The organism is Deltaproteobacteria bacterium (assembly GCA_020848905.1).
In the GTDB taxonomy this organism is placed as follows: domain Bacteria; phylum Myxococcota_A; class Polyangia.
The window spans coordinates 25,546-52,417 of record JADLHG010000020.1; the positions used below are offsets into that span (position 1 = coordinate 25,546).

Here is a 26,872-nt window from a genome sequence, read left to right on the forward strand (position 1 = left end):
TGACAACGAGCGCACTATACGAAACGCGCTTCGAACCTCACAAGACACATTCGCGCGGATGGGGCGTTTGCGTGCGCTTTACGCGGCGCGATGGGGGTTTTGTCTCCGAGTCGGAGCTCTCGATCGGGGGGTTTACTCCCAGGCTCGTCGGACGCGAGGTGTGCGGTGCGCGAGCGCGCGCCGTCGGTCAGAGGCCGAAGACGGCCCGCAGCGCGGGAGCGATCTCGAGCGTCGCCTTCTCGTTGATCACGGGGAGGGCCATGCCCGTGCGCTCGCCCCGCCCGTGGTCCTGGTCCTGATCGCCGAGGCCCATGAAGCCGCCGAAGGCCTCGAGCGGGGCCGTCGGTACGGTGGTCAGCGCGCGCGTGGGCTTGACGTACCACTGCGGCGTGTGCCCGTCGAGCAGCGCCGCGGTGAGCGTCTCGAGGGTCGCGGGGTCGACGATGGTCGAGGTGCCCCGCCGGGTGTTCTTGGACGTGCTGCGCGTGAATCGGCCCTGGCCCAGGTTCTCGCCCTGCCGCGCGCGGCCGAAGAAGAAGGCCGTCGCGTTCTCGCCGAGGCCGCGCTGCACGCGCATCGCGCCGTAGCTGTTCTGCCCGTTTCCGCCGGCGCGCTGTGTGCGGTCGAGGATCACCGTGCTGGCCCCCTGCCCCGCGACGAGGCGGAGCTGCGGGCCGGTCAGGTAGTCCTGGGCCGAGAAGACCCGCAGCCCCTCGACGCCGGCGCGCGCGACCTCCTTGGCCACGGCCAGCGGCACGGTGAGGCTGAGCAGCTGATAGGAGCCTTCCTTGGCCATGCGCGCCGAGGCCCCGGAGCCGGTGTACACGAGGCCCCCGTAGTAGCCGTCGCGGATCTCGATCTTGACGGCCTTCTTCCCCGCGGGCGTCATCGTGACCACGGGCGCCGCGAAGGCACCGCTCGAGGCCAGCAGACAGAGCAGCGAAGACCCGAACCCGACACGCAGACGCATGGCTTTCGCCTCCATCGTGGAATGCAGGCGCGCTGAACTGCAATCGGCGTTCCACGAAGTCTTGTTGCAGTCGCAGGGACTTGGGTGCGTCGGAGGCTGGCGGCAGGCGGAGCCAGGTGCCGACACGTTCCAGCCGCGTCGGCGGGGAGGCGAGGAGGGCGCTACTTCTTCTTGGGGCAGGGGTGGCGACGCGCGGACTCCTGCTCGCACGCGGCGGACGCGTCGAAATCAGTCCGCACGCCCGTGTCCCAGTCGCAGTCCGACTTCGGGCAGACGAGGTCCGTCGTGACGAGCTCCTCCACGTCGGCGCAGCCGTTTCGGTTCGTGTCGCGGAAGCTGACCGTGCAGGTGGCAACGTGATTCGTCCAGGGGTGCGGGAAGGTGTCGCTGATCTTCGGCGCCCCGATCCCGAGCCAGCCAAGCCAGGCGAGGGGGTTGAAGCCCTGCGTGCTGCGCTCGCCGACCACGCCGCCCTTGGCGACGTAGGAGCGGCAGAGGGCGAGGGCCTCTCGATTGTCGACGCTCGGGTCCGCGGTGCGAACCTGCGAGGCGCAGCTCTCGATGCTGCCCGGATTCGGGTCGCCTCCCTCGTCACCGCAGGCCGCGAGGGTCGACGCCATGCCGGCGAGGAGGCAGACCGCGATGAAAGATACAGATCGGCTGACGCGCATCGTGGACTCCGTGGGTGCGTGGGGCGCTACTTCTTCGCGCAGCGGTAGAGCTCGGTGAACTTGTCGGTGCAGACCTCGACCGTCTCCGGAACCTTATCCATGTCGGGCTTGCCGTCCTTGAACCAGCTACAGGCCTGCGTGGGACAGTCGACGACCGCGGACATGGCCTCCGGCGCGTCGTAGCAACCGTTGTTGTTCTTGTCGCGGAGCGTGACGGTGCAGGTCGCGGCCTCGGTGGTCGTCGGATACGAAAAGCTCTTCGTCACCTTCGGGGTGCCGATGCCGAGCCAGCCGAGCCAGGCGAACGGGTTGAAGCCCTGCGCGCTGCGCTCGCCGAGGACGCCGCCCTTCGCGACGTACGAGCGGCAGAGCTGGGCCGCCTCATCCGCTTCGACACTCGGGTCCGCGGTACGAACCTGCGAGGCGCAGCTCTCGATGCTGCCCGGATTCGGGTCTCCGACCTCGCTCCCGCACGCCGCGAGGGCCGGGAGGAGGCACGCGAACGTCGCGAGACGAACCCAACGCAAGGACGGCTTGGACGACATCTTCGACTCCTGGGGCTCGAGGTCTGTCCGCGGCCTGTGCAGAGCATGTGCCAGGTTGTCGCGGTGATGCGGGCGTGCAACTTCGGCGGGTTGGCGGGAGCGAGGTCGGCGGTGAGCGGCGGGTGGAGTGACCGGTTAGGGGAAGCGAGGCGCCAGGTCGCGAGGCTCGCGGCTAGCCGCGCTTGCGACGCCGGCCGAAGCCGAAGGCCAGGGCAACGAAGGTGAGCAGGACGAGCGGCAGGCGCGCGTCCGAGCCACCGACGGTGCAGCCGGTGTCCGCCTCCTCGCCCGAGAACTTCGGTCCCGAGACGCGGGCGTCGCTGCCCGGTGCGGGCGAAGGCCCGGCGTCGGTGCGGCCGGCGTCCTTCTTCACGGGCCCGGCCTCGCCCGACGGACCCGCGTCGCACTTCACGTAGGTCGTCTCGTAGATCGTCTGGCGGAAGTCGGCCTGCGCGGGGTCCTTCTCGAGGCTGATGTCTCCGGTGAGCGCGCTCCCCCAGAACTGGAGGTCCAGCTTGGTCAGGCGATCCCCCGCGAGCGCCAGCTTCGCCAGCTCCGGGGTGCCGGCGAGCTGCGCGCTCGAGAGGCTGCCGGAGAAGCGGAGCTGGCCGGCCACGCCCTTCGTGAGCGTGCGCTGCTGCTCCGCCGCGAGCGTGAAGACGCGCCAGCCGAAGGGTTGGCTCGCCGAGCCGCCGAGCGCGGCGATGCGCGCCGGGATGACGGCGGTCCGGGTCTCGAAGGCGAGCGTGAGCGGCCCGAGGTCGCCGCAGAGCTGCGAGCCCGGGGGCGGCGCCTTGCTGTCGGCGGTGATCTTGAAGGCCACGAAGTACCAGCCCTGCGTCACGTAGTGGCCGAAGGTCGCGGCCGAGGCCTTGTCGTAGGGGAACTTGTTCGCGTCCAGCCAGTCGGTGAAGGCGGCCGCGGTGTCGGCCTTGAGCAGGACCCAGTCGAAGATGCCGACCTGGCCCTTGTTCACGACGGTGACCTGCGAGGCCCCGGCGTCGGGCCCCTTGCCCCCCCAGCCGCCCGGCTCGGGCACGCCGCGGTCACCGAGGCAGGCGGTGCGCTTCTCGATGCGCGGCGCGGAGAGCGCCTCGAGCTCGGCGAAGAGCTTCACGTCGGCCAGCGAGGGATTCGCGAGGAGCTTGCCCGGCACGGGGAGCACGAGCCCGAACTCGGCCGCCTGGCCGCAGAAGTGCGGGTTGAAGACGTAGGTCTCGCTGGTGCCGCGGAAGGCGATCAGGATGCGCTGCGAGGGATCGATGTGCAGGCCGTCGCCGAAGCCGCCGCCGCAGGGGAGCGCGACGCGCGGCACGAGCACCAGCGTGGAGAGCACGAGAGTCGTCAGGGTGCGCAGCATGGCTAGCTCCTCTCCGGGTAGGCGCAACGGAAGCCCACGTTGTAGGCCCAGCTCGACGGCAGCTCGGCCTTGCGGCACGAGACGCGCAGCGAGTCGGCACCCGCGGCCCAGCAGCCGCCGCGCATCACCTTCAGGCGGCCCGAGGCCGGTCCCTGCGGGTCCTTCGTGTCGCTCGTGGCGTAGTAGCCCGCCGCGTACCAGTCCGCGGTCCACTCCCAGACGTTGCCCGCCAGGTCGTGCGCGCCATAGAGGCTCGCGCCGGCCGGGCGGCGTCCTACGCGGTCCGTATCGCCCACGCACGAACCGGGGCCGCCGTGGTTCGCCTTCAGACAGTCGGGGGCCGAGTCACCCCAGGGGTAGACGCGCTTCGACGGAGCCGGGCCGCGCGCGGCCTTCTCCCATTCGGCTTCCGTCGGAAGCCTTCCGCCGGCGAAGCGGCAGAAGGCCTGGGCCTGGTGCCAGTCGACGAAGATCACCGGGTAGTCGGCGAAGCGCGGGTCCCCGTAGTACTCGGCGCGGCGGTGCGAGCCGAGGAGCGCCGGGCGCGTGCACTGCTTCGCGGCGACGCAGGCCTCGTAGCGGCGGTTCGTGACCTCGTGGCGGTCGAGGCGCAGCCCCGAGACCACCACGCGGTGTTCCGGGCGCTCGTCGGGGGCGCCCACGCCGGCGGGGCTGCCCATCAGGAAGGCGCCGGCGGGGACGGAGACGGAGCGGCGATCGATCGTGGGCGCAGCGCAGCTCGCGAGGCCCTCGTCCACCAGCGTGTCGCAGTTGTCGTCGCGCCCGTTGCACTGCTCGGGTCGGCCCGGATGCACGGCCGCATCGCGGTCGTTGCAGTCGGGGCCCTTGGCGCAGCCGGGACCGTAGCCGTCTCCGTCCTGATCCGAGGCGCAGGAAGCCGCGGCGCCCGGCGCAGCCGAAGCAGCGCGCGCGCGAGCGGCCCCGGGCTTCTCGCCGGCCCGCGGCGTCGGAGCGAAGGCCCAGAGCGCGCCGACGGCGGCGCATAGGCCCAGGCTAAAGGTAATGGACGTGCGCATGAGGTCCCTCCTCGTGAGTGTGCCGAGTCGCGCCAGCTTCCTGTGCGGCGCGGATCCCTCGGTTAGCAGGCCGCGTGCCAGACGCCGCACGCCTTCTACCTACAATGATCGCAATGGCTTGAATCAGCGTTGGCGCAGCGGGCTGTGCGCCAGCCTGTGCCAAGGTCCCGGGCACAGGGCACGAAATTTCGTGCCGGGCCCTTCGTGCTGGGCCCTTCGTGCCGCGGGGCCTGGCCGTGCCGCGCCCTGCCTACCGGCACTCGTAGCGGTAGTAGGTCTGACCCTCGGGGCTCGTGAGGTCGATGGGGCAGCAGCGCTGGCTCGGGTCGCAGACGCGGAATTTCATCGAGGGTCCGTAGTAGTGCAGGTCGCAGATGCTCGCCTCGCTCGGGTGGCGGCAGGCTCCTTCGTAGCAGTACTCGCCGCGGCGGCAGAGTCGGCCGCAGGCCCCGCAGTGGATGGGGCCCTGCGTCGGGCCGCCCGTGCCGACCTTGAGATCCACGCAGGCCTTGACGCAGGCGTTCCCGTGCCAGCTCGGGAAGGGGCAGAGCGTCTCGTTCGACTTGCACGGTGTGTACGGCTCGAGGTTCGCCTTGCAGGTGGCCTCCCGGCCCGGCGCACAGCACGAGCCCCCGATGCAGCTCCAGGTACCCGTGGGCGAGAGCGCCGTGCAGTCCGAGGCGCCCGACGGCGGCGGAATCCACCAGGCCGGCGGATGCGCTTCCGCCCAGTAGCGCGCGCACGCTTTCGCGTCCGAACAGAAGCTCGCGTCCCCCGTGTAGAACGGCTTGCAGGTGCCGTCGCTGTCGCAGTACTCGCCGAGCGTGCAGGCGTGGCCGCAGCTCCCGCAGTAGATGGTCTGCGCCTGGTCGTCCGGGTTGGTGTTCGGCTTCTTCGGCTTCAGCTCGAGGCAGCGCCCAGAGCAGCAGGTGAAGCCCTCCGTGCACGAGGGCGAGCAGGCGACGGTCGGGCACTCCTTCGGTGCGCTGCAGGTGTCGCAGCGCGCGCTGCAGCTCGCGCCGGCCGCGCAGCCGTTCGGGCTCGCGGTGGGGTCGCAGCGTTCACCGGGGCTCGCCTTGCCATCCCCGCAGCAGACGCACTCGCCTGGCCGCTGGCTTTGCGTGGGGCGATCCGAGACCCGCCGTCCGAAGGTCAGGTCCGCGGCGGCCGCGCTCGTCCCGTCACGTTCCACGAACGGGCTTTCCTTCGTGCCGGCCGCCCACGCCGCGGCGAGTGCCGCTCCGAGGTCCGGCTTCGCGCCCGTGACGGAGAAGTTCTTGAGCAGGTAGTGCGTGGCGGGGCAGGCGGGGAGCGCCAGGCTGGCCTCGCTGGCCTCGTCGCTCGACGCGGAGGTGAAGACGCGCTCCACCCCGGGCACCGCGGCGAGGGCGATCTGAAAGCCGCCGCTGAAGCAGGCCTCGAGGACGACGGTGATGTGGCAGGCCTTGAGCTGCTTGAGCGCGTCCGCGAGCTCGGCCTCGGAGATGAAGCGCTTGCCGAGCCGGACGTCCCAGCTCAGCGCTTCGCCCGGTCGCGCTGCGGCGACGAGCTGCCCATTGTCGTAGACCTGACCGTCCTCGCCGTAGAAGAGAAAATCATCGACGCCGGCGGCGTTCTTGCGCGTCACCCGTCGCGCGCCGTGGGCGTTCACGAAGACCACCACCTCGTCGCAGCACTCGACCTGCGAGGCGAGGCCCGCGAGCGCCTGCAGGAAGGTGTCTCCCGCGCCGGGGTCCTTCGCGCCCCAGGCTCCGAGGAGCACGTCGAAGCCGAGCGCGCTCAGGGTGACCCACATCGCGTGCCCCGTGGCGAGGAGCAGGTCCTCGCCCGTGCCGTTGCCGGTGCCGATCACGCCGTAGCGGCGCGGCGCGCGGCCCGAGGCGCAGGTGACGTGCCGCTGCGAGGTGCGTAGCAGCACGTCCTTGGGCGGCTCGACGGTCGGCGGCGGGACGACTCGCCCACGGTAGGTGCTGTAGACCGTGAGGGCCTCGCTCGCGAGCTCGCCGAGGCGGGTCGGAAAGGCCGCGCGCCCGTCGAGGAGCGGCCAGTTCGAGGCGTGCCGGACGCTGACCGCCCCCGAGCTCTCGGAGACCAGCACGTGCCGCAGCGGGTGCTCGAGCAGCCGATGCGGCGCGTCGTCGATGACGAAGAGAAAGGAGGCCTCGCCGAGCGTCAGGCTATCCCGCCGCCCGTCCACGCCCAGGCGCGCGCCGGCCGCCGCCACCTGCGGCAGGGCGTAGACGATCACGTCGTGGTCGAGCGTCTTCCAGCCCAGCACCTCGTCGAGCACGCGCCGCTGCACGGCGCTGAGCCCGGCCCGCGGTTCGGGCGCGGAACCGGAGGGTGGAGGGCTCTCGCTCGGGCTCTTGCAGGCGCCGCTGACGCCGACGGCCACGGCGCAGACCAGCAGGCCGAGCCAGGCGGCGGCGCGGCGGCGGGCAGGTTCGAAGCCCTCTTCTCGTTCGCGGCTCGGCATGGCGGCTCTCCCCGTGCACGGGCGAGTCTACCGAAGGGCGCGGAGGCGCGCGCGGGGTGCGAATCGGCGGTCGGGAGGCGGGCTCGAGGTTAACCCTTCATCATCTCCGCCAGGCGGCGGACGATCTCCTCGCGCGAGACGAGCTCCACCACGGCGCAGATCGTCCAGCGGTTGCCGCCGCTGTCCTTCACCGTGGCCGAGCGATAGCCCCAGGCCTGATTCTTCGGCGGCTCCACGGAGGTCGCCCCCGCTTCGAGCGCGCGCCCGTAGGAAGCATCCACGGCCTTGGCGTCCGCCACGTAGTAGGAGAACGCGGCGGGCATCGCTTCCATCCCCATCATGGGCTCGCCGCACATCACGACGCTGTCGCCGAGGAGGAGCTCGGCGTGCATCAGCGCGCCGTTCGGGCCGTCGTAGCGATCCACCACCTTCGCGCCGAAGGCCTGCTCGAGAAAGCGCACCACCTTGCCCGCTCCCTGGACGACGAAGGCCGGCGTGATGGTGTGATGACCGTAGGGACGAAGATGGGACATGGGGTCCTCCTCTGGGGTGAAGGGTTTGCCGTGAAAAGCTGTCGGGGCGGGCCGCGGCCCGTGACGGACAGAGTACGCCCGCTAGAAGGTACCGGTTACCCCCACCATCCCGCCCCCCGGTGCGGGGCCGAAGGCCAGGTTCAGGTTGAGGTCCGGGTCCTCGCGGTAGAGACGCAGCATGCGTTCCATGGGGGTCTCCATGTAGCGCAGCGAGACGCCGAGGCCGAAGAGGAGCGCGCTCATGGCTCCGCCCATGACGTAGATCGCGGCGGGGAGGTTGGTGCTCGACAAGCGGGCGTCCACGATGCCGATCGCCACGGTGGCACCGAGGAGCAGGCCCCCCTCGACGAAGGCCAGCGCGGAGACGAGGCGCCGGCGGCGGGCCTCGCGTTCGGCGAGCTCGAGGAGGTGCGCTTCGGTGCGGGCCACGACGGACTCGAAGCTCGCCCCGGGGCGTCGGAGCTCGTCTTCGAAGGCGGCGTAGGCCTTCTCCCCCTCCGAGCGCGCGAAGAGCCGCAGGAGGCCGGTGGCCGCGAGGGCGCCGCCCCCGCCGAGGAGCACGATCGCGGAGATCTTGGTCGTCTGGTCGAGCTCGCCGCTCTTCATGCCGAGGATCACGCCCCCCGAGGCGGCCACGACCAGGCCCCCGAGGGCGCTCGTGCCGGCGAGGGTCAGCCGGTCGGCGCGGTCGGCGCGGGCGAGCGCCGCCAGGTAGTGCCGCATGCGCACCTCGTCGCGCCAGGAGATGCCGAAGACCTCTTCGGCCGCCGGGTGCCGTCGTTCGCGCGCGTAGGCTTCGGGGCCGAAGGGCTCGGCGAAGAACTCCTCGTAGAGCGCGTCGTCCCCGCGGGCGAGGAGTGGCGTCGGGCGCGGGGTGAGCATCACCGAGGCGGTCGAGGTGGGCAGGCGGATCTCGCGCAGCGTGGGGCGCCCCCCTTTGCCGCGGGCCGCGACGAGCTCTTGCACGATGGCGCCCTCGGTCACGGGCATGGGCAAGACCAGCGTCAGCTCGCGCCCCCGCTCCTTGTGGACGTCGAGGAGGCGCGTCCCCTGGAGGTCCCGCACCCAGACCCGCTGCGCCGGCGGGCCGAGCACGAGCTTGCGCCCCACCGCGCGGTCCACGGCGAACAGCGAGGCGCCTCCGTTCTGGTAGGGCCCGCGTGCGAAGACCTTGGGGCGGAAGTGCTCGTTCTTGATGCGGCGATTCGCTATCGCCACGAAGGCCGCGAGCTCGTCGTACGAGACGCGCCCGTCGCCGTTCGCGTCCGCGGCGCCGGAGAGGCCCGAGCGCACCTCGTGGCTGAAGATCCCCGACTGCAGCTCCGACCATTCGTAGACCTCGCCGGCCGCGCTCGTGGAGAGGAAGACCCCGACCTGCGGAAAGCGCTCCACGAAGCCGAGCTTCAGGTCCTTCGGGGTGGCCCAGCGGCGGCCGCCGGCCTTGCGCGGGCTGATCACGAAGAAGGAGTTGCAGCTGTCGAGGATCAGGTGCGCGCGGTGGGCGGGGACCTTTCCCAGCACCTCCCGCTCCAGCTCCTCGGGCCCGAGCCGGCCGTCCTCGAGCTCGAGGTAGCCCTTGCCGCGGTCCACTTGCCCGTGGCCGGCGAAGACGAAGTAGAAGACCGTGTGCAGTCCCTTTGCACGGGCCGCGCGCACCGCGTCGGCGAGCTCGCGCACGGCCTGACGCAGCTCGGCGCGCCGAGGGGCCCGCGCGGTGGCCCCGAGCCCCGGATAGAGCGCGGCCGTGGGACGATCGAAGCGCGTGAGCAGGCGCAGGTGCCCGGGTTCGGTGATGGTGCGGAAGACCTGCACGTAGCGCGCCCCGTCGTCGTCGGCGTACTGCAGGTTCGGTCGGTGCGGCAGGAGGCTCCGGTTGTTCGTCACCACGAGCGTGAAGCCGACCTCGGAGGCGGCTTCGACGGGCGACACACTGGCGAGGAGCAGGGCGGCCAGACCCGCCAGCACACCGAACGGTCTGGAACCCGTCGCGAGCCGACGCCTCCTCATCGCGCACCTCGCAGCGTCAGGGACCACTCCTGCACGTGCGCCTCGGGAAAGAGCCGCGCGAGCGAGGGGGCCTTCCCGGCGTCGCGCAGGAGCGCCTCCACCTGCTTCACCGAGCGGCGCTGCCGCGAGACGACCGAGACGGCGCGCAGGAGGCCGGGCTTCGCGTCGGGGGCGAAGACCTCGTGGAGCATCACGCGGCGCCCCCGCGGCAGGTCGAGCGCGAGCGGAGCCTTCGCCGGGTCGTCCCAGCGGGGGGCCGCCCAGTGCACCTCTCCCCCGGCCTCGACGACGAAGACCAGCAGATAGAGCGGCGTGGGGGTGAGCCGGCTCACCTCGACCGCGAGACCCTCGTCGGCCGCGAGCAGATCGTGCGCGTTCAGGCGCCGGGGAGCGCCGTGCCGCTTTGCCGCGTAGAGCTCGACCCCCGTCAGCTCCTTCAGGCTCTCGGCCGTCGGACCGCCGCCGCGGGCCTGAAAGGTCTCCGCGCGACCGCCGGTGTGGCGCCACAGATAGACGCAGAGCGGAACGGTCACCGCGAGCACCGTGGCCGCGAGCGCGTAGGGGAGCCAGGAGGCGCGCGACGTCGCGGTGGGCGAGGGGTCGAGCCGGGCCATCGTGCGCGCCACGAAGGCCGCGGTGTCGGGCGAGGCGTCAGACGACACGCCTGGGGCCGGCGAGGCGATGGCCGCGAGCGTGACCTCGAGCCGAGAGGCGCGCGACCGGCACTCGCCGCATTCACCGAGGTGCGCCTCGAGGGCGCGAGCGCGCGCCACGGCCACCTGCTCCTCGCGCAGCGCAAGCAACTCGTCGTCGCTGGGGCAGCTCGTCATGCGGAAACCTCCAGTCGGGCGCGTAGCGCGCGCAGACCCAAAAAGACGCGGGAGCGCACGGTGGCCTCGGGCGCGTCGACGATCGCTCCCACCTCGGCGTACGAGAGCCCTTCGCCGAAGCGCAGCAGCACGGCCTCGCGTAGCTTGGGGGAGAGACCCCGGAGCTCGCGGTGCACACGTTCCGTGCGTTCGCGCCGGAGGAGCGCGTCGAGCTGCTCGGCGCGGTGCGACGGCTCGTTTGCCGCCGGGGCGTCCTGGAGCACGCGCTCGCGGCGAAAGAACCCGCGACGCGCGTTGCGGCAGACGTTGCGCACGATGGTGAAGAGGTACACGGCAAACTGCCCGTCCGGCCGATAGCGCGCCCGGGCCTGCCAGAGCCGCAGAAACGCCTCCTGGGCCAGGTCCTCGCTGCGCGCGCCGTCCCACTTGGCGCAGAAGCTCCGCACCCGTCGCTCGTGTCGCGCGACGAGCGCGGCGAAGGCCTCGCGCAACCCGGCCGCCGCGAGCTCCATCAGCTCGTCGTCGGAGCGTGCCGCGAGCCCGCCCGGTTCGGGGCGCGGAAACGGCAGCACCTTGGGCTCGAAGCCGGGCATCTAGGTACCAGAACCCCCCTAGGCCGGTTTCGTTTAGCAGGGGCGGCGTTCTTTTCCTAGGCAGGCCGCCCCGCCGGGTGTCTCGCCGCCGCCCCGTAGCCCGCACGACCCCCCGGCGCCCCTCGCCCGTCCTGGCCAGCGGCCCAGCCAGCTCCCGCCCTGCGGGTCCTCCCACGAGCCCCGCGAACTGCCTATCCTTTTCACGCCCGCCGGCCGTCGTCGGTTGGTCCAGATGTTGCTGTCTCTTGTTTGCACAGGACGCTGGCCCCACCCATGCCCCGACGGTACAGACTGTTCGTACGTCTCTCCGTGGCCCTCGCGCTGCTTCTGGCGGCCGCGGTGGGTCTCGAGCGACCCAGCGCCGCCGCGGGGCCAGGCGCGCTCGCGCGACGGTTCTTCGCGGGGCTCGCCAAAGGGCGGGTGAAAGGCTCGCGCGAGCCCGGCCTCGTGCTCGCGGCCAGCCCCAGCCAGCCGGTCGTGACGTCGCTCTTCGCCGTCGCGCGCAAGGTCGCACGTGGCGGGGCGCTCCATCCGGTCGGGATCGAGCCTTTCTCGAACGACGAGCTCAGCCTGCGCGTCCCGGCCGCTGTCCAGGGACGATCGATCGTGGTGGCGCAGCCCGCGGAGGCGCGCGAGCCCTCGACGGCGCTCTTCCGCACCCTGCTCGCGGTGGCGGCGAGCCAGAGCAACCTCGCCTCCTCGGTCCACGTGGTCCTCGATCGCGGCCTCGCGAAGCGCTTCGACCCGGCCTTCGTGGCCACGCTCTTCTCCGCGCTACACGCGGACTCGCTGCGCTACGCCGATGCGCACGGCGGCCCGCTCGAGCGACTTCTGCGCCCGCTCCGCGGTTCCGCCCTGGCCCAACGCTTGGGCGTCGACGGACCCCTCGTTCCTCGGCCGGTGCACCTGCCCCGCGAGGGACGCCGTTCCAAGCGCTCGGGCAGCGCCGCTCCGCCGCTGCTCTGGAGCGGTCACGGCTACCCCGAGCTGGCGCGGGGCGTGGGCGAGGCGATGGGGCTCGCGCCGCGCTTTCTGCCGACGGAGAAGGCCTTCCAGGGCCGCCAGATCCTCCCCGAGGACCCGGCCGGCCGACGCGTCTATCTCCTGCAGACCAAGCGCCTCGGCGATCCCGAGGCCCTGCACCGGGACCTCTTCGAGGTGCTCTACGCCGCCTGGCAGGCCAAGCAGCGCGGGGCCGCCGAGGTCACTCTCGTCATGCCCTATCTGCCCTACTCGCGCTCCGATCGCATGGATACCGCCGGCACCACCGTGGGCGCCGCGGTGCTACCGCAGCTCGCGCGCGCCGTCGGCGTGGACCGCGTGGCCTTCTACTCGGTGCATCAACCCCAAGAGGTCGGCTTCTTCCTCGGGCAGAAGATCCAGGTGCTGCACGCCTCGGGGGAGGCGGTCCTCGCCCCGGCGGTGGCGCGCCATCTGAAGGCCAAGCTCACGCCGAAGGAGCTCGCCAAGCACGTACGGGTGCTCGCGCCGGATCCGGGGGCACGCAAGCGCGCGCTGGTCTTCGCGCGCCTGCTCGCCGCCGAGCTCGGCCTGCCGGAGGTCAAGGTCGTCGTGGCCGAGAAGGAGCGGCACGGCCGCGACGTGAAGACCCGCTTCACCGCGAACGTGCGCAAGGCGGTGCTCGTAGCTATCGACGACGAGACGGCGAGCGGCAAGACCCTCGCGCAGCTCGTCGAGCCGGCGCTCGCGAAGGGTGCGACCTCGATGCTCGCCGCGGTGAGCCACCTCACGGGGCCGGCCTACCGCCTGCTCGACAGCTCGCGGCTCGAGCGGCTCTTCGCCCTCGACACCGTGCCGCAGCCGCGCGAGCACCACGACAACGCCAAGATCGAGATCGTGAGCGTGGCCCAGGCCGTGGGCCGGCTGCTCACCACCCTGGATGGGAGAGGGGACCTCTCGAAACAGCTCTTCTGGGAGCACGAATAAGGACGGGATCGAGGGAAAGGGAAAGGATGAGGGAGATGAGACGCACGCGCTGCACCACTTCGATCGTCGCCGGGTTGCTCGCCGCGACGCTCTTCGCCGCACTGCCCGCCGGCGCGACCAAGCGCACGGGCAAGCAACCCACCGACCGTATCCTTCTGCCGCGCGTGAGCTCGGAGCGGGCGGTGCGCGAGATCGGCCAGGCGATCGTGCGCAAGGTCCTCGCCATGGGCAAATCGGGGGTGGTCCTCGGGCTCTCGGGTGGCTCGGACTCCACCGTGGTCGCCGGCATCACCAAGCGCGCCTTCGACGCCTACAACCGGCAGAACCCGGACAAGCCGCAGCTCGAGGTGGTGGGGATGATCCTCCCCTCGAAGACCAATACGGCGCAGGACACCGCGGACGGCGTCCTCGTGGCCAAGACGCTGGGCATCCGCTACGAGGTGGCGAGCATCGAGCCGCTCGTGCGCGCCTTCAAGAAGGTCAACCGCGCGGCCATGAAGAACTCCTTCACCAAGGGGAACACCATGTCCGAGCTTCGCGCCGTGGTGCTGCACACCAAGGCGGCCTCGGACACCGACGCGCAGGGACGTAACAAGTTCGTGATCGGGACCGGCAACCGCGACGAGGACGTGGAGACGGGCTTCTACACCCTCTTCGGGGACGGGGCCGTGCACTTCAGCCCGATCGGCAACCTCTCCAAGCGGCACGTCTTCCAGCTCGCGCGGTGGTTCGGCTTCATGGACATCGCGCGCAAGGAGCCCTGGGCGGGCCTCGAGGCGGGGCAGACGGCCTTCAAGGCGCTCGGCTATCACTACGCCCTCGCCGAGCTCGTGAACCGCGGCGTAGAGCAGGGCTTCACCGCCGAGGTCCTTGCGCGGCAGCCCCAGGTGCTGCGCCGGGCGGGCAAGGACCTGGGCGACTACCAGAGGCTCTTTGGCGCGCCGAAGTACGCGACGGTTCGCGAGCTCGTGGACGCCATCATCTGGCGCAAGGAGCATATCGCCAAGCCCAAGGGCGAGCTCGTTCGCCCCGAGGTGGCCGGCGTCACCCTGACCTATAGGTAGGATCGGACCGTGCGGCTCAGGCGTCTCACCCTCCTCGTCGCGCTGCTCCTTTGCAGCGGCTCGCCCGCCTGGGCCAAGCTCCCGGCGGGGGCCGACGCGACGGTGCTCGTCGAGGGGGACCCGCGTACGCGCTTTCGGGTGGCGGGCCTCGACCTCGCCTCCGGGCTGAAGCCCGGCACGCGCATCGCCCTGCTCGGGGCCTCCGTAGATCCCATCTCGCTCGCGCATCTGGTCCTCGCCGCGCTGCCGCTCGTCGATCCGGCGGTGCGCGCCCAGCTCGGCGTGGACCAGGTCTGGATCGTTCCCTCGCCGCCGCGACCGGACAAGGCCCAGCGCGTGCCGAACGGCCGGCGCTTCGCCTGGACGCGGCTCGCCGCGCGCTACCTGCGCAAGAAAGGCCTTCCGGTCTACGCCACCGACGTGGAGCTGAGGCTCGCGAAAGGCGGCTTTCGTGGCACCTATCAGCTCCTGAAGGCCCTCGAGCGGCGCTTCCCCGGGGTCGAGCTGAGCGTGATCGTGGGCGAGGACGTCTGGAACGACCTGCCCACGAGCAAGTGGCGCAACGGCCTCGGTGTGGTGCGCGAGCATTCGCTCTTCGTGGCCCTGCGGGGCGATCACGCGGACCCGAAGAAGGCCAAGGCGCGCGTGGTGAAGGAGGCGCTCGAGCGGCAGGCCCGGCAGGTGATCCTGCTCCCCGACGCCCAGGAACCGGGTCTGCGCGAGCGACTGACCCGGCTCCTGCCGCGGGGCTTCGACCTCAAGCTGCTGCCGACCCTCAGCAGCACTGCCCTGCGTGAGGCCTTCGCCCGTGGGGAGCGCTCGCCCGTCGGCGTGCTCCCCGCCGTGGCGAGAGCCATCCTGCGCGCTGGCTCCTACCGCTAGTCTGGCCAGGGCGAGGGCCGCCCGGCACCGGCCCATCTGCTGGAAATCCATGGGCCCGAGGCCGCGCCGGAGCGGCACGGATCCTGCTGTCTATCGTGGGCAGCATCCGAACCGTGTCCTCGGGAGAAGGCCCATGAAGGCTGCTCTGACCTCTGCATCGCTCTGGCTGGCCGCGCTCGCCGCGCTGCTGCCGTCGCCCGCCGTCGCGGCGCGCGAGCCGAAGCAGGGCTCGAACCGGGGCAAGCAGAGCTCGGTGGTCTCCATGCTCGGCGGCCGCTGTCCGACGAAGAACGGCGTCGTCGCGCTGCGCGAGCCGAAGCGCCACGGGAAGCGCGCGCTCCTCATCGTCGATCCCCAGAATGCCTTCATGCCCGGGGGCGCCCTCGCCGTGAAGCACGGGGACCGCATCGTCCCGGTGGCGAACCGCCTGATGGGGCTCTTCGACCTGGTGGTGGTCTCGCTCGACTGGCACCCGGCGAACCACGGCAGCTTCGTCACCCAGCACCCCGGCAAGCAGGTCTTCGACGTGATCGATCTGCACGGCATCCAGCAGGTCCTCTGGCCCAAGCACGCCCCGCGCGGTCGCAAAGGGTCGGACATCCACCCCGGGCTCGACCGGAAGCGCATCACGCACCTCGTGCTCAAGGGCAACGACAAGCGCGTGGACAGCTACAGCGCCTTCTACGACAACGGCCGGCGGAGCTCGACCGGGCTCGCCGCGTACCTGCGCTCGAAGGGGATCGAGGAGCTCTACGTGATGGGGCTCGCCACCGACTACTGCGTGAAGTTCACCGTGCTCGACGCGGTGAAGGAAGGGTTCACCACGCACGTGATCAAGGCCGGCTGCCGCGGTGTGAATGCGCGGCGGGGCGACAGTGGGCGCGCGGTGAAGGCCATGAAGAAGGCCGGCGCGAAGATCCTCGGTGATGCGGCGCTCGAGGCCCTCCTCGGCGGCGCTCCGCAGGCCGCCCGAGGGAAGCGAGGTCAGCCGTGAAGCGTACCGTTCGAAGCTCCCGCTTCTCCGTGCTCCTGGCCGCGCTCGCGCTCGTGCTCGCGCCCCTCGCTCCGGCGCAGGCGGCGCCCAAGCCCACGAACCCGACCACCGTGGGCCTCTACAAGAAGGGGGCGCTCGGGCTGCTCACCGACATGTACCAGCTCACCATGGGCTTCGGCTTCTGGAAGACGGGGCACGCCGACGACGAGGTGGTCTTCAACCTCTATTTCCGCAAGAACCCTTTCAAGGGGGGCTACGCCGTCGCCGCGGGTCTCGATACGGCGATCGATCTGGTGAAGAACTTCCGCATCACCGACAAGAACGTGGCCTACCTCTCCACGCTCAAGGGGAACGACGGCCGCCCGCTCTTCGACCGCGGCTACCTCCAGACCCTGCGCACCATGCGCTTCAACTGCGACATCGACGCTGTCCCCGAGGGGACGGTGGTCTTCCCGAACGAGCCGCTCCTGCGCATCCGGGGCCCGCTCCTGCAGGTGCAGCTCCTCGAGACCGTGCTGCTCAACATCCTCAACTTCCAGACGCTGATCGCCACCAAGGCCTCGCGCGTCGTGCAGTCCGCCAAGGGGGACCCGGTCCTCGACTTCGGCCTGCGGCGCGCGCAGGGCTTCGACGGGTCGCTCTCCGCCTCGCGCGCCTGCTACCTCGCGGGCGCGGCCGGCACCTCGAACGTCGCCGCCGGCGAGCTCTTCGGCATCCCCGTCAAGGGCACGCACGCGCACAGCTGGGTCATGTTCCATCCGACCGAGGTGGAGGCCTTCGAGAACTACTCCCGCGTGATGCCCAATAACTCGGTCTTCCTGGTCGACACCTACGACACGCTGAACGGGGTGAAGAACGCGATCACCGTGGCCAAGCGCCTGCGCAAGCGCGGGCACGAGGCCCTCGGCATTCGCCTCGATTCGGGAGACCTCGCGAAGCTGAGCAAGAAGAGCCGCACCATGCTGGACGAGGCGGGCTTCCCGCAGGCCTTCGTCTCGGCCTCGAACGACCTCGACGAGCATGAGATCGCCGCGCTCAAGAAGCGCGGGGCGAAGGTCAACGTCTGGGGTGTGGGCACGAAGATGATCACCGCCTTCGACCAGCCCGCGCTCGGCGGCGTCTACAAGCTCGCCGCCGTGCGCCGCCCCGACGGCACCTGGGAGCGCAAGATCAAGCTCTCCGAGACGCCCGAGAAGACCTCCACCCCCGGCATCCTGCAGGTGCGCCGCTTCATGAAGGACGGCAAGTTCCTCGGCGACATGATCTGGGACCTCCTGAGCCCGCCCAAGGACCAGGGCCGGATGGTGAGCTACGCCGATGCGAGCCGCGTGACCCGCTTTGCCGGCGCCACGCACCAGGACCTGCTCGTCCCCGTCTTCCGGCGGGGCAAGAACGCCGCGCGCTTCGTGATGCGGCAGCTCCCGCTCGAGCAGGAGCGCGCCTACTGCCGCACGCAGCTCGAGGCGCTCCGCCCCGGGGTGAAGCGCCTGACCAAGCCGACCCCGTACAAGGTGGGCATGGAGCTCGGCCTGAATCAGGTGCGGCAGGAGCTCATGGCCAACGCGCGGTCCACGCAGGGTGCGAGCAGCCCGCGCACGCCGCGTCGCGTGAAGTAGTCTACGGCCCGCAGGTGAGCAGGAACGGCCTCTGCGCGCCGCCCATCGTTCCCATGCCGACGATGTGCCCTTTCTTGTTGATGGCGAGGGCACGGACGAGGGACCAGCCCGCGCCGGCGGGGAGCAGGCCGTTGAGGTCTTCGAGCTTTCCGTCCTTCCAGCGTACGGCCCGCTTCACCGATTCTCCGACGATCACCCCCGCGTCGTTGACGCCGTGGGCAATGCTGATGTCACCGCCGGGGAGCACCGTCATGCCGCCGCCCGACCAAGAGGCTGCACGTCCCTCCCCGGAGAAGTTGCTCACGACGCCCACGACGAGCCCTGACGCGTTGATGCCGTTGGCGCTGCTGAGCCTCCAGTCTCCAGATCCCGCACCCAGATCCTGAACCCCTCCGCCGCTGAAGAGGCACGCGTGCGCGTCGGGGCCGACACCGGGCGCCGCCGGCAGATTGGCCTGTCCCACCACCTGATCCGCCTCGTTCAGCGCGTGGCCCTGGCTGTTGTCGCTGAGCGTGCCCAGGTCCGTGACGCTGCCGCCGGTCCAGAGAACGGCGTGCGAGAAGCCCGTGCTCAGCGCGGCCCGGCCGGCTACATGGCCCGCTTGGTTGATGGCGTAGGCCACGGCCACGTTTCCGCCGAGCGTCCCGAGGTCCTGCATCGCCCCGTTGTGCCATATGAACGCGCGCTGCGTTCCGCTGCTCGACGTCGACGTACCCACCACGTCCTTGGCGTCGTTGATGCCTAGGGCTCGGCTGGTCGATCCACCGAGGGTGCCCAGGTCCCGCATCGTGCCGTTGTCCCAGAGGAAGGCGTGCTCGTTACTCCCGCTGCTCGCGTAGCACCAGCCGGCGACCTGTCCGGTGTTGTTGAGCGCCTGGGCGGTGCAATCCCCGCCGAGCGTGCCCAGGTCCTTGATCACGCACGAGGAGCCCTTGCCGAGCTCGAGCGCCAGGTTGTCGAAGGGCAGGAGCCGCGTCATGACGAAGGCCGAGAAGTCGCTCGTCTGCCCGACGTCGGTCGCGGTGAACGGGAGGGCGAAGCTCGTCTGCCCCGCCGTGGCGGTCGCGCGGCCCGCCTCGACGAAGGAGGAGGTGCCGACCTTGCGCACCAGGATGATGTCCTTCACGTTGTAAGGCCCCACCGTGGGCGGAAACGTGACCGTCGCGGGGTCGAGCTCGACGGTGAAGGTGACCTTGTCTCCGGCGACGAAGCTGCCCCGATCGGCGGTCAGCGTGCCCTTGGGAGACTCCGCGAGCGGCCTCGACGACTGGAGCTCGAGGATCGTGATGTCCGTGATGCCGAACTGGCCGAGCATCTTGGGCAGGTCCACGCCCACGCTCCCCTTGCTCACCAGGGACAGTTTGTAGGACGACGCGTAGGCGGGGTCCGCGAGCTGGTCGCCCCACGGCGCGAAGCTGCCCTCGAGCGTCGGCCCGTAGCGCAGGGAGAACGGGGTAAGGCGCAGCCGCTTGAAGATCGGGTTGCCGAGGCCGACCTTGGCCAGACCGAACACGGCGAAGCTGGCATCTACCCGCAGGTCGTTGGTCGTGGGTTTCTTCCAGACCGGCTCGGCGCTGGCGCTCGCCGTCAGGCTGCGTACGAACTCGCAGTTGGTTCCTTTCGGACAGGCGACGCCGAGCTCCGCCTGCGCCTTGGCCTCCGCCTTGGCGCCCACGACCAGGTTCGTCAGCGCCACCTTGCCGCCGAGCTCGACGCCGACGCTGAGGGGGATCACCACGGACACCACCCAGGAGAGCGCCCCCGCGATGGGAATGCGGAGCTCGAAGAACTCCCGCGTGCACGACACGGTGCCCTGAAAGCCGAGCGCCACGGTGAGGCTGCCGTCCAAGGTCGCGCCGAGGTCTCCCTTGGCGACCAGCCGTTCGAGGCCCACGCCGGAGGTGTAGACGAAGTCGAGGCTGAGGTTGCGGTTGATGCTGACCGCGGGGGCCGTGCCGAGCGTGACCGGCCACTGGCTCACCCCCGTGGCGTCGAGCTCGCACTCGTCGAAGGGCGGCATCTTGAAGGAGAGCTTCGTGGCCTGCCGCTCGCCGGTCGCCCCGCTCGAGGCGGCGTCCGCCTTGGGCCGAGGCTTGAAGCGGATCGTGGACCCCTCGCGCGTGATCTCGTAGGCGTCCTTGAGGTCCGAGGCGATCTCGGGCTCGACGGTCGAGAGGTCGAAGACCTCCTTGATGCTCAGGTGAGGCAGGAGCTCCTTGACGGGCACGACCGCGAGCGTGACTCGCACCTGGTCGCCGTCCCGCTGCGCGGAGACGACCTTGCCGCCGACGGGCTTGGCCTCGAGACCGATCACCAGAGTGCCCGGCGGCGGCGCGTCCACGCCGGCGAGTACGACCTCGTAGGTGGCGCCGGTCACGGGTGCGGCGCTGGGGTCGATCGCCCTCGGGTCCCCGACGAGCTGGGCGTCCGTCACCGCGAGCGCGCCCGGGGGCAACGCCGTGACGGCCACCAGGAGCGGCGGGGAGGTCACGCCCTGGGCCTCGGCGACGAGCTGACTCGCGCCGTTCTGCACCTGGGCCGTGATCATTCCCTGCCCGTCGACGGCGATGCTGGCCGGTGTGGTCGAGCGCCACGAGATGGGCGGCGCGGCCACAACGCGACCTTCGGCGTCGTACGCGTTCACCGCGAGCTGTCGCTTCGCCCCCGCGGCCGTGAGGAGCAGCCCCTTAGGGACGATCTCGAGGCGCGCGACCGGACCCGCGGGTCCCGTCGAAGCGTCCTTGCAGCCGACGAGCCCGGCGACAAGCCCGAGCGAAGACAGGTTGACTACGACCCACCACTGCCACGTCCCCCGGATGCGCATCCGGCAAAGGTCGTATACCGTGCGGGACGGGTCAAGGGGCGATGAAGGCGTCCTGACCCGGGGACGACACCCCTCCGTCGCCCGGCTTCCCCTTGGGCTTCGACCCCGGCGGCACGTGCGGGTCCTTCTGGCTCCCCGGATTCACGCGGGAGTCCGGGGCCGGCGGCGGCGGGCTCGACGGGATCGTCCCCGGGGAGGACGGGTCGGTGGCCGGGTCGGTCGCTACGCCTGCCTCGCACGGGGCTTCCGGCGTGCATTCCACGACGCGGGTGCGGCTCCCGCGCGGCGCCGGGTCGGGCAGGTCCCCGGCGCACCCACCCGTCGAGACTCCCAAAGCGAGCGCGGCAATACGGAACCAGGAGGAAAAGACCATGCGGCGCCATGGAGGTGCAAACCATGTGCCCCCGGCCCTCGGCAGCTCGGAGCTCGCGATCCCGATAGGTTGGCGTTCACCTTCCCGTCGACCGGCACCCCCGCGTCGCGCCACGGGCGGCGCCTGCGCGCCGGATCTGGCGTGACGGGGGCTGGCGGGGGCTGGCGGGGGCTGGCGGGGGCTTCGCAGAGCCGCTGGGCGGCGCGACACGCACTACCCCGACGCGCGCGCTCGGCGTATGCTCCGCGCGCCTTAGCCAAAGGAGCCCTAGCATGTCCCGTCGCACATCTATCTCGTTTCTTCCCGTGCTCGCTGCAGCGCTCGCCGTGGGCTGCGGCATCCCCGAGGAGGAGCACAACAAGACGCTCGATCAGCTCAAGAACCTGCGAGCCAACCTGGCCGCCGAGCAGAAGTCCTGCGCCGAGGCCAAGAGCGAGCTCGAGACGAAGCACAAGAAGCTGGACGAGCAGGCGCGGAAGATGCGCGCCAAGCTCATCTCGCTCGGGCAGGACCTCACGGCCAGCGGGGTGGCGATCACGCAGAAGGAGCAGCAGATCGCCGAGCTCCTCAAGGCGCAGGAGCAGGCCAAGCAGCGCGCTGCCTTCTACGCCGGCCTCGTGGCCAAGTTCAAGCAGATGATCGACTCGGGCAAGCTCAAGGTGGAGGTGCGCTCGGGCAAGATGATCGTGAAGATGAGCGACCAGATCCTCTTCGACCCGGGCAAGGCCAAGCTGAAGAAGGAGGGCTCCGTCGCGCTGCTCGAGGTCGCGCGCATCCTGGGCACGATCCCCGATCGCGCGTTCCAGGTGGCCGGCCACACCGACAACGTGCCGATCAAGACGGCGCAGTTCGCCTCGAACTGGGAGCTCTCCACCGCGCGCGCCGCGAACGTGGTCAAGTTCATGTCCGACAACGGGCTCGACCCGAAGCGCCTCTCCGCGGCGGGCTACGCCGAGCACGACCCGGTGGCGGGCAACGACACGCCGGCGGGGCGGCAGCTCAATCGCCGCATCGAGATCACGCTCATGCCGAACCTGGACGAGCTGCCCAAGATCGGGGAGTAGCTCGGTGCGCGCCGCTCGGTCGTCGGTGGTGCCACGACACCGGAGCTAGAACCGAGAATGGGGGCGGCTGGCGACGATCCAGCCGATGCGGGCGGCGGCGATAGATGCCATGAGGAACGTGATGCCTCCGAAGAGGTACAGCTCGCCGGTAGTGCTAGCCTCGTAGGCGTGCTTCGTCGCGCTGGCGAACAACCACCCGTACGCTCCCACTCCGATCGTCTTCAGCCACCACGGCGTCTGCGCCGTCGTGCCGAGCCGAGCCGGCCGGCTCTCGGCGCGGCCGAGGGCGCCCGTCGCGAGACGTCCCACGAACTGCTGACCGCGCTGCACGAGGCCCGACACGATCGGCGTCGGCCCGCCCCGCTGTTGCCCCTTGATCGCGTACGCGGGCGGCGCGAGAAACCCACCGATGAGCAGCGCGCAAACGGCCGCGGAACCGACGGACGCCGAACGAGTCATGACCAACCTCCAGGGTCTGACGGGTGAGCTGCAAACCGGGTAACCACTGTCCCTGATGCAACGGGCGATCCAGAGCCACGAGGGGCTCGGGAGCCCGCGCTTGCGCGGTGTTGGCCCTGGTGGTGCGCCTCGAGGTGGCGGGCCGCCCCGCCGGCTGCTGGCTACCCGTCTCGTCGATCGGTCGTGCTCGCGCGCTCGAGAGCGCGGGCGGCTTCCGGCGGCCATCCAGGCCACGGCCAACATCTGATGGCATTCATGCGTTCTCACGGCCTTGCGCGGGCCGGAGGCTGGCCCCGGGCTTGCTATAGGTCCTCCGTACAGACCTCGGAGAACGATCATGGTACGGACGCTCGTCCTCGGCGCCGCGTGTGCGCTCTTCATCAGCTCGTCGGCGCTCGCGGCCGAGACGAGCTCCTCGCCGCGGCGTTACACCGTGTTTTCCGTGCTGCGCGGCTTCACGCGCCTGCCGCGCCATCTCCCCGGGCCGGTGAAGGTGGCCGCGCGCTGGGGGACGGGTCTGCTGGCCTATAGCTATCTCACCGCGCAGGGCGTCCATCCCGCCGTGGCAGGAGGCGGCTCGTATCTCGCGGGCGAGGTGGTCCATCAGCTGACGAAGAAGGCCCCGCGCTCTTCCACGGCGCATGCTGGGCACGAGCTCGCCGCGGTGGGGATCGCGACCCTCTTCACGGGGGCGCTCTCCGGCCTCATCGATGCAGTGGGGAGCCTCGGCTCGGGAGGCGATCCGATGGTCATGCTGCAGTCCAGCACGGCCTTCGTCTCCGGCCTCGTCTCGAAGTTCATCGCCAAGGCGTATATCGACTACCACCTCGGTCCGAAGGGGGCGGAGCGTCGGGCCGAGAGAGCGCGGAAGCGCCGCTTCGGCATCTGACGGTCAGGAGGGGGCGCTACCGACGGCCCCCGGTCCAGAAGCTGCTCCAGGCCTGCATCGCCGCGATGGACCACTGCACGTTGGCCACGTACATGGCGGCGTAGCTCTGCGCCAGATCCCCGAGCCCGCCGAAGTGCACCGTGTTCTCGTTCACGTTCACGTTGCTCCCCACGATGACCGCACCTCGCAGGGTGCTCGGTGCGCCGAGCCGCCGGTTCTGCGGCCGCTGCCCGAAGGTGACGTGGTTGCGGTTCACGTTGAGATTCGCGCCCACGACGGTGATCCCGAGCTGGGCCTTCTTGCCTTCGTTGGCGTGCGCCACCGCCGGTCCGACGGTGAACCCAAGACCAACGAGCAGAACGAGAAAGTGTCTTCGCATGACAGAGCGTGCCTCCCGGAGGTTCCTGGCCCCCGGAGGGGCAAGGCCCGCGCCAGTACCGCGTTGCGTAATTTCGACGACTTAGGGAGGGACGGGTCTCCGAAGGTCTACGCCTTCGACCCGTGATGCGCGCGATCTCGGACCGCGATCTCGGACGGACCGCGATCTCGGACCGCGCCTAATGCCGGAGCTTCGAGGCGAGGTAGGCGAAGAGGACGCCCGACCCGAAGAGACCGGAGAAGATCATCCCGCCGTCATGGAGCACGAGCCCGTTCTTCAGGGTGCTCCCCGCGAGCCAAGCCCAAAGACCCATCCCGGCGATCTTGAGGAGCGGGTGCACCTGCGCCGTCGTGCCGAGGCGGGCCGACCTGCTCTCGGCCCCCGCGAGGGACCGCATCGCGAGGCGGTCGACCGCCTGGCGCCCGCGCTGCGCGAGGCTCCCGACCATCTGGGTGATGCCCCCCTTCGTCCCGCCCAGCGCGTAGGCGGGGGGTGCGAGGAAGCAGCCGATGAGCAGGGCGCACACGGCCACGGAACCGAGAGACGACGGACGAGTCATGACCAACCTCCAGGGTCTGACGGGTGGAACACAAGGTCGTTAGCGACCGCCTCCTGTGCAACTGGCATTCCAGAGACACGAGGGTCGCGGGATCTCGCGCTGGCGCGGAGTTGGCTGTTGCGGCGCGCCTCGAGGTGGCCGCCAGCCATGCTGGCAGCTGGCTACCGGCGTCGGGGATCGACCGCCGTCGGACGACGGCCGGGCCGGATCTCTTGCGATACGCTTCTCGTAGCGGCTACCCGAGCCACCCTGCCCGATCCCCCTCGCGTGCTGCATCAAAGGCTTGGGCCTGGCGTGAGGGTTGCACCCGGCCCGCGCGAACCTCAGAAAGGACGTGAGCGATGCGACGACCGTTGTCGGCGTTGGTGCTGGGCTTGAGCTTGTTCTCCGTGGCGACCGCTTACGCGAAGACCCCCGCGCAGCAGGCGCCAGGAGGCCGGGGGGCGTGGCTCGTCCGGCCCGTCACCGCCGTGAAGCGCTTCGTCTCCAACCACGAGAGGCCGTTGCGCCGCACGGTCGCCCTCGGTGGATTGGTGCTCACGGCGCTCGGGATCGGCGCCGCGGCGCACGAGCTGAACCCGCTCATCAGCGCGCCGATGGCCGTAGGGGGCGCTAACCTCGCCCTTCTCGCTACGAACAGCGACCTCGGGACCAAGGCGGGACGCACGGCCATCGGGCTCGGTGTGGCCTCCACGCTGCTCGCGACGGCCACGGCGGGCCTCGTTCAGCTCCACCAGTGGTATACCGACGGTCTTGCTCTTCTCACGGGCATCTTCTCCTTCGGCACCTTCATGGGTAACTTCCACGCTCCCGGCACGATGATGCGGCTCTAGAGCGCCGGCCCGCTCCTACCTCTTGTGAGCGTCGCTCGCTCGGGCGAGACTGCCGGCATGCGGACGCTCCTCCTGGTGCTTGCTCTCTGCGGCACGCTTGCGGCGTGCGGTAGCTCGAACCCGACCGATGGGGGCAGTACGAGCGGGGATGGGCACGCGCAGCGCGACGGCCTCCTCGTGCCCGATGGGACCGGTGGCGCCGACACCGGCGGCTCGGGCTCGTGCGGTCCGGGGTCCTGCGCCGGCTGCTGTCAGGACGGGATCTGTGTCGACGGCACCCGCCTCTCGTCCTGCGGGAGCGGCGGCGTGAAGTGCTCGCTCTGCGCGCCGCCGAAGAAGTGCGGCACCGGCACCTGCCGCTAAGCGTCGTCACCTCGGCTGCGATGCAGCTCGTCCGAAGGGATCGCCCGTGCGCGTCGCTGCCCCGAGCGGCGCATCGCGGCGATGAGCAGAGCTCCCCAGAGGAGCAGGAGGGCCTGCGAGGTCGGCGGCGCTGACGGGGTCACCGCGCAGCCGCCCACCTCTTCCTCTGGGTCCCCGCCCACTACGCGCAGGGTGAAGGACACCTCGCGTGCCCGGCCGAGGTCGTCCGCTGCGCGGATCTTCAGGGTGTGCGGCCCAGGGGTGAGGTTCCACAGCTCGACCCCCCAGGCGCCGGGAAGCTCCTCGGGCCCCGTCTGCCAGACGAGCCGCCCGTCGCGGAGCACCTGCAGGCTGCGGAGGTGGGCGCTGCCGCGAATGCGGAACCGCACCGTGTACGCGGGGTCGAGCGAGAGGTCGGTCGAGGTGACGGAGATCTCCGGTCCCTCCGAGGCCGCGGCGCCGGGCTGGCCCTGCGGTGGCGCCGGTGTCGTGGGCGGCTCGGGTGCGACGGGAGGGACCCGCGTCAGCTGGTCGCCGATCCAGCCCCGGGCCACGTCGATTCGCGCGTCGAAGCCGGTGCTGAGGTCCGTCTGCCCGAGAGGCAGAATCCAGAGCTTCTTCTCCTGCAGCAGGGTGCAGGTGCCAAGGGAGTGCACCCCCACCAGGCGGTCCTTCCCGTCCACGGTGGAGAGCGTCGGTCCCCCCGAGTCGCCGTCGCAGGTCGTGCCGTCCTTCTGCGTCGCCCCGACGAAGTGGAAGGTGTTCGTCCCCACGCCCTCGATCGTGTTCCGAGCCGCGCGCAGCGTGTCGCCGTCGCGGCGCTCCTTCTCCGTCACCCCCGTGCCGTAGATCGTCACCGGCTGGCCGGCCAGCGGCGCGACGGGCGAGAGAGGGACGGGCTCGGCACCGCCCTCCTCGGCCCGCGCCAGATGCGCCACCGCGAGGTCGAAGGCGCTCACGCGAAAGGGAAACGTCTGGCCGTCGATGGTCACGTTCTCGAGGAGCGCACCGGCTTCGTCCCGAGCGCGGAACTGCGGGTGCACCGCCATCGCCACCACGGGGTTCAGCTCCGCCGGCGAGCCGGCCACGCCGTCGCGGTTCCAGAAGAAGGCCTGCACCCCGTCGAGGGGGTCCTTGCTGCTCCGCGCCAGGCAGTGCGCGGCGGTCAGGAGCGTGCGGGGACCGAGCAGGCTCGCCGTGCAAGTGGTGACGACGCCCAGCCGCTTCACCACGAGAGTCCCGACGGCGGGGTGCTGGACGGCGCTGCCTCCGGTGATGGCCTGCTCCGCCGAGCCGAGGCCGTCGGAGGCGGTGCAACCTCCCGTTCCCACCGTTGCGACCGCCAGTCCGAGCAGGACCAGACGCCGCGGCCTCTGCCGCCCTGCCGTGGTCGTCGAGGAATCGTTCCGCATTCCGGGCCCTCCGCTGCGAGCTGCGACCTGGCGCGGGCACGGCCCAGGTCTCGCCGCGAGACGCAGTGCAAGGGGCGCACCCTCCCTCGGCCCCGCTTCCACGATTGGCGTTGCTGCGCCGCGCCGGCGATGGCAGATTCGGCGCCGGCTCCGCGCCCGCAGGCCATGGTTCGCGGCGCATAGCCGGCACGC

Annotated in this window: 25 protein-coding genes; 9 read left to right on the top strand and 16 right to left on the bottom strand. The window is 70.9% G+C overall.

Features of this window, described 5'->3' with window-relative positions:
- Positions 1-187 precede the first annotated feature (187 nt).
- The 10 genes from IT371_09575 to IT371_09620 all read right to left on the bottom strand — a co-directional run bounded on the left by IT371_09575 (position 188) and on the right by IT371_09620 (position 11,022).
- On the bottom strand, positions 188-970 hold the full coding sequence (locus IT371_09575; protein ID MCC6747895.1) for a hypothetical protein: 783 nt from the start codon (positions 968-970) through the stop codon (positions 188-190).
- A gap of 161 nt (positions 971-1,131) precedes the next feature.
- Positions 1,132-1,641 carry a hypothetical protein gene (locus tag IT371_09580; GenBank protein ID MCC6747896.1) on the bottom strand — a complete coding sequence of 170 codons (510 nt, stop codon included), beginning with the start codon at positions 1,639-1,641 and terminating at the stop codon, positions 1,132-1,134.
- Positions 1,642-1,667: 26 nt separating this feature from the next.
- Positions 1,668-2,186 (bottom strand): hypothetical protein, encoded by a 519-nt coding sequence (locus IT371_09585; protein MCC6747897.1) that lies wholly within the window; start codon positions 2,184-2,186, stop codon positions 1,668-1,670.
- A 172-nt stretch (positions 2,187-2,358) separates the two neighbouring features.
- Entirely contained in the window at positions 2,359-3,546 is a 1,188-nt protein-coding gene (locus IT371_09590) for a DUF2330 domain-containing protein (protein MCC6747898.1), read from the bottom strand.
- A 2-nt stretch (positions 3,547-3,548) separates the two neighbouring features.
- Entirely contained in the window at positions 3,549-4,583 is a 1,035-nt protein-coding gene (locus IT371_09595; GenBank protein ID MCC6747899.1) for an SUMF1/EgtB/PvdO family nonheme iron enzyme, read from the bottom strand.
- A gap of 250 nt (positions 4,584-4,833) precedes the next feature.
- Positions 4,834-7,059, bottom strand: a complete 2,226-nt coding sequence (locus IT371_09600) for a hypothetical protein (GenBank protein MCC6747900.1) — start codon at positions 7,057-7,059, stop codon at positions 4,834-4,836.
- A gap of 89 nt (positions 7,060-7,148) precedes the next feature.
- On the bottom strand, positions 7,149-7,592 hold the full coding sequence (locus IT371_09605; protein MCC6747901.1) for a VOC family protein: 444 nt from the start codon (positions 7,590-7,592) through the stop codon (positions 7,149-7,151).
- 81 nt (positions 7,593-7,673) lie between these two features.
- On the bottom strand, positions 7,674-9,599 hold the full coding sequence (locus IT371_09610; protein MCC6747902.1) for a hypothetical protein: 1,926 nt from the start codon (positions 9,597-9,599) through the stop codon (positions 7,674-7,676).
- On the bottom strand, positions 9,596-10,429 hold the full coding sequence (locus IT371_09615) for a hypothetical protein (protein ID MCC6747903.1): 834 nt from the start codon (positions 10,427-10,429) through the stop codon (positions 9,596-9,598). Before IT371_09615 ends, IT371_09610 begins: the two co-directional genes overlap by 4 nt.
- Entirely contained in the window at positions 10,426-11,022 is a 597-nt protein-coding gene (locus IT371_09620) for an RNA polymerase sigma factor (GenBank protein MCC6747904.1), read from the bottom strand. The genes IT371_09615 and IT371_09620 overlap by 4 nt, the downstream gene beginning before the upstream one ends.
- Positions 11,023-11,295: 273 nt before the next feature.
- Here IT371_09620 and IT371_09625 point away from each other — a divergent pair, with 273 nt between their 5' ends.
- The 5 genes from IT371_09625 (at position 11,296) to IT371_09645 (ending at position 17,525) form a co-directional block, all read left to right on the top strand.
- Positions 11,296-12,969, top strand: coding sequence for a ribose-phosphate pyrophosphokinase (locus IT371_09625; GenBank protein ID MCC6747905.1), 1,674 nt, complete (start codon positions 11,296-11,298; stop codon positions 12,967-12,969).
- Positions 12,970-13,004: 35 nt separating this feature from the next.
- Entirely contained in the window at positions 13,005-14,033 is a 1,029-nt protein-coding gene (gene nadE / locus IT371_09630; protein ID MCC6747906.1) for an NAD(+) synthase, read from the top strand.
- A 9-nt stretch (positions 14,034-14,042) separates the two neighbouring features.
- On the top strand, positions 14,043-14,915 hold the full coding sequence (locus tag IT371_09635) for a hypothetical protein (GenBank protein MCC6747907.1): 873 nt from the start codon (positions 14,043-14,045) through the stop codon (positions 14,913-14,915).
- 262 nt (positions 14,916-15,177) lie between these two features.
- Positions 15,178-15,909 (top strand): bifunctional nicotinamidase/pyrazinamidase, encoded by a 732-nt coding sequence (gene pncA, locus IT371_09640; GenBank protein ID MCC6747908.1) that lies wholly within the window; start codon positions 15,178-15,180, stop codon positions 15,907-15,909.
- A gap of 152 nt (positions 15,910-16,061) precedes the next feature.
- Positions 16,062-17,525 (top strand): nicotinate phosphoribosyltransferase, encoded by a 1,464-nt coding sequence (locus tag IT371_09645; protein ID MCC6747909.1) that lies wholly within the window; start codon positions 16,062-16,064, stop codon positions 17,523-17,525.
- Position 17,526: 1 nt separating this feature from the next.
- Here the strand turns inward: IT371_09645 and IT371_09650 are convergent, their stop codons facing one another.
- Positions 17,527-20,349, bottom strand: coding sequence for a hypothetical protein (locus IT371_09650; protein ID MCC6747910.1), 2,823 nt, complete (start codon positions 20,347-20,349; stop codon positions 17,527-17,529).
- Between the two features lie 31 nt (positions 20,350-20,380).
- Complete coding sequence (locus IT371_09655; protein MCC6747911.1) at positions 20,381-20,722, bottom strand: hypothetical protein; 342 nt, start codon at positions 20,720-20,722, stop codon at positions 20,381-20,383.
- 272 nt (positions 20,723-20,994) lie between these two features.
- Between IT371_09655 and IT371_09660 the strand changes: the two genes are divergently transcribed.
- Complete coding sequence (locus tag IT371_09660) at positions 20,995-21,786, top strand: OmpA family protein (GenBank protein ID MCC6747912.1); 792 nt, start codon at positions 20,995-20,997, stop codon at positions 21,784-21,786.
- Between the two features lie 45 nt (positions 21,787-21,831).
- On the opposite strand, the gene IT371_09665 is transcribed toward IT371_09660, so the two are convergent.
- Positions 21,832-22,245: a hypothetical protein gene (locus IT371_09665; protein MCC6747913.1), complete on the bottom strand. Its 414-nt coding sequence runs from the start codon at positions 22,243-22,245 to the stop codon at positions 21,832-21,834.
- A gap of 337 nt (positions 22,246-22,582) precedes the next feature.
- Between IT371_09665 and IT371_09670 the strand changes: the two genes are divergently transcribed.
- Complete coding sequence (locus IT371_09670; protein MCC6747914.1) at positions 22,583-23,134, top strand: hypothetical protein; 552 nt, start codon at positions 22,583-22,585, stop codon at positions 23,132-23,134.
- 16 nt (positions 23,135-23,150) lie between these two features.
- Here the strand turns inward: IT371_09670 and IT371_09675 are convergent, their stop codons facing one another.
- Together IT371_09675 and IT371_09680 are read right to left on the bottom strand one after the other, a co-directional pair.
- Entirely contained in the window at positions 23,151-23,513 is a 363-nt protein-coding gene (locus IT371_09675) for a hypothetical protein (GenBank protein MCC6747915.1), read from the bottom strand.
- 178 nt (positions 23,514-23,691) lie between these two features.
- Positions 23,692-24,072 (bottom strand): hypothetical protein, encoded by a 381-nt coding sequence (locus IT371_09680; GenBank protein ID MCC6747916.1) that lies wholly within the window; start codon positions 24,070-24,072, stop codon positions 23,692-23,694.
- Positions 24,073-24,413: 341 nt separating this feature from the next.
- On the opposite strand from IT371_09680, the gene IT371_09685 reads away from it, so the two are divergent.
- Positions 24,414-24,905, top strand: coding sequence for a hypothetical protein (locus IT371_09685; protein ID MCC6747917.1), 492 nt, complete (start codon positions 24,414-24,416; stop codon positions 24,903-24,905).
- A gap of 57 nt (positions 24,906-24,962) precedes the next feature.
- The gene (locus IT371_09690) at positions 24,963-25,268 is read left to right on the top strand and encodes a hypothetical protein (GenBank protein ID MCC6747918.1); all 306 of its coding nucleotides are present in this window, start codon (positions 24,963-24,965) and stop codon (positions 25,266-25,268) included.
- On the opposite strand, the gene IT371_09695 is transcribed toward IT371_09690, so the two are convergent.
- A complete protein-coding gene (locus IT371_09695) occupies positions 25,265-26,680 on the bottom strand; it encodes a trypsin-like serine protease (GenBank protein ID MCC6747919.1) in 1,416 nt (471 codons plus the stop codon). The two genes, IT371_09690 and IT371_09695, sit on opposite strands and share 4 nt — an antisense overlap.
- Positions 26,681-26,872: the final 192 nt, after the last annotated feature.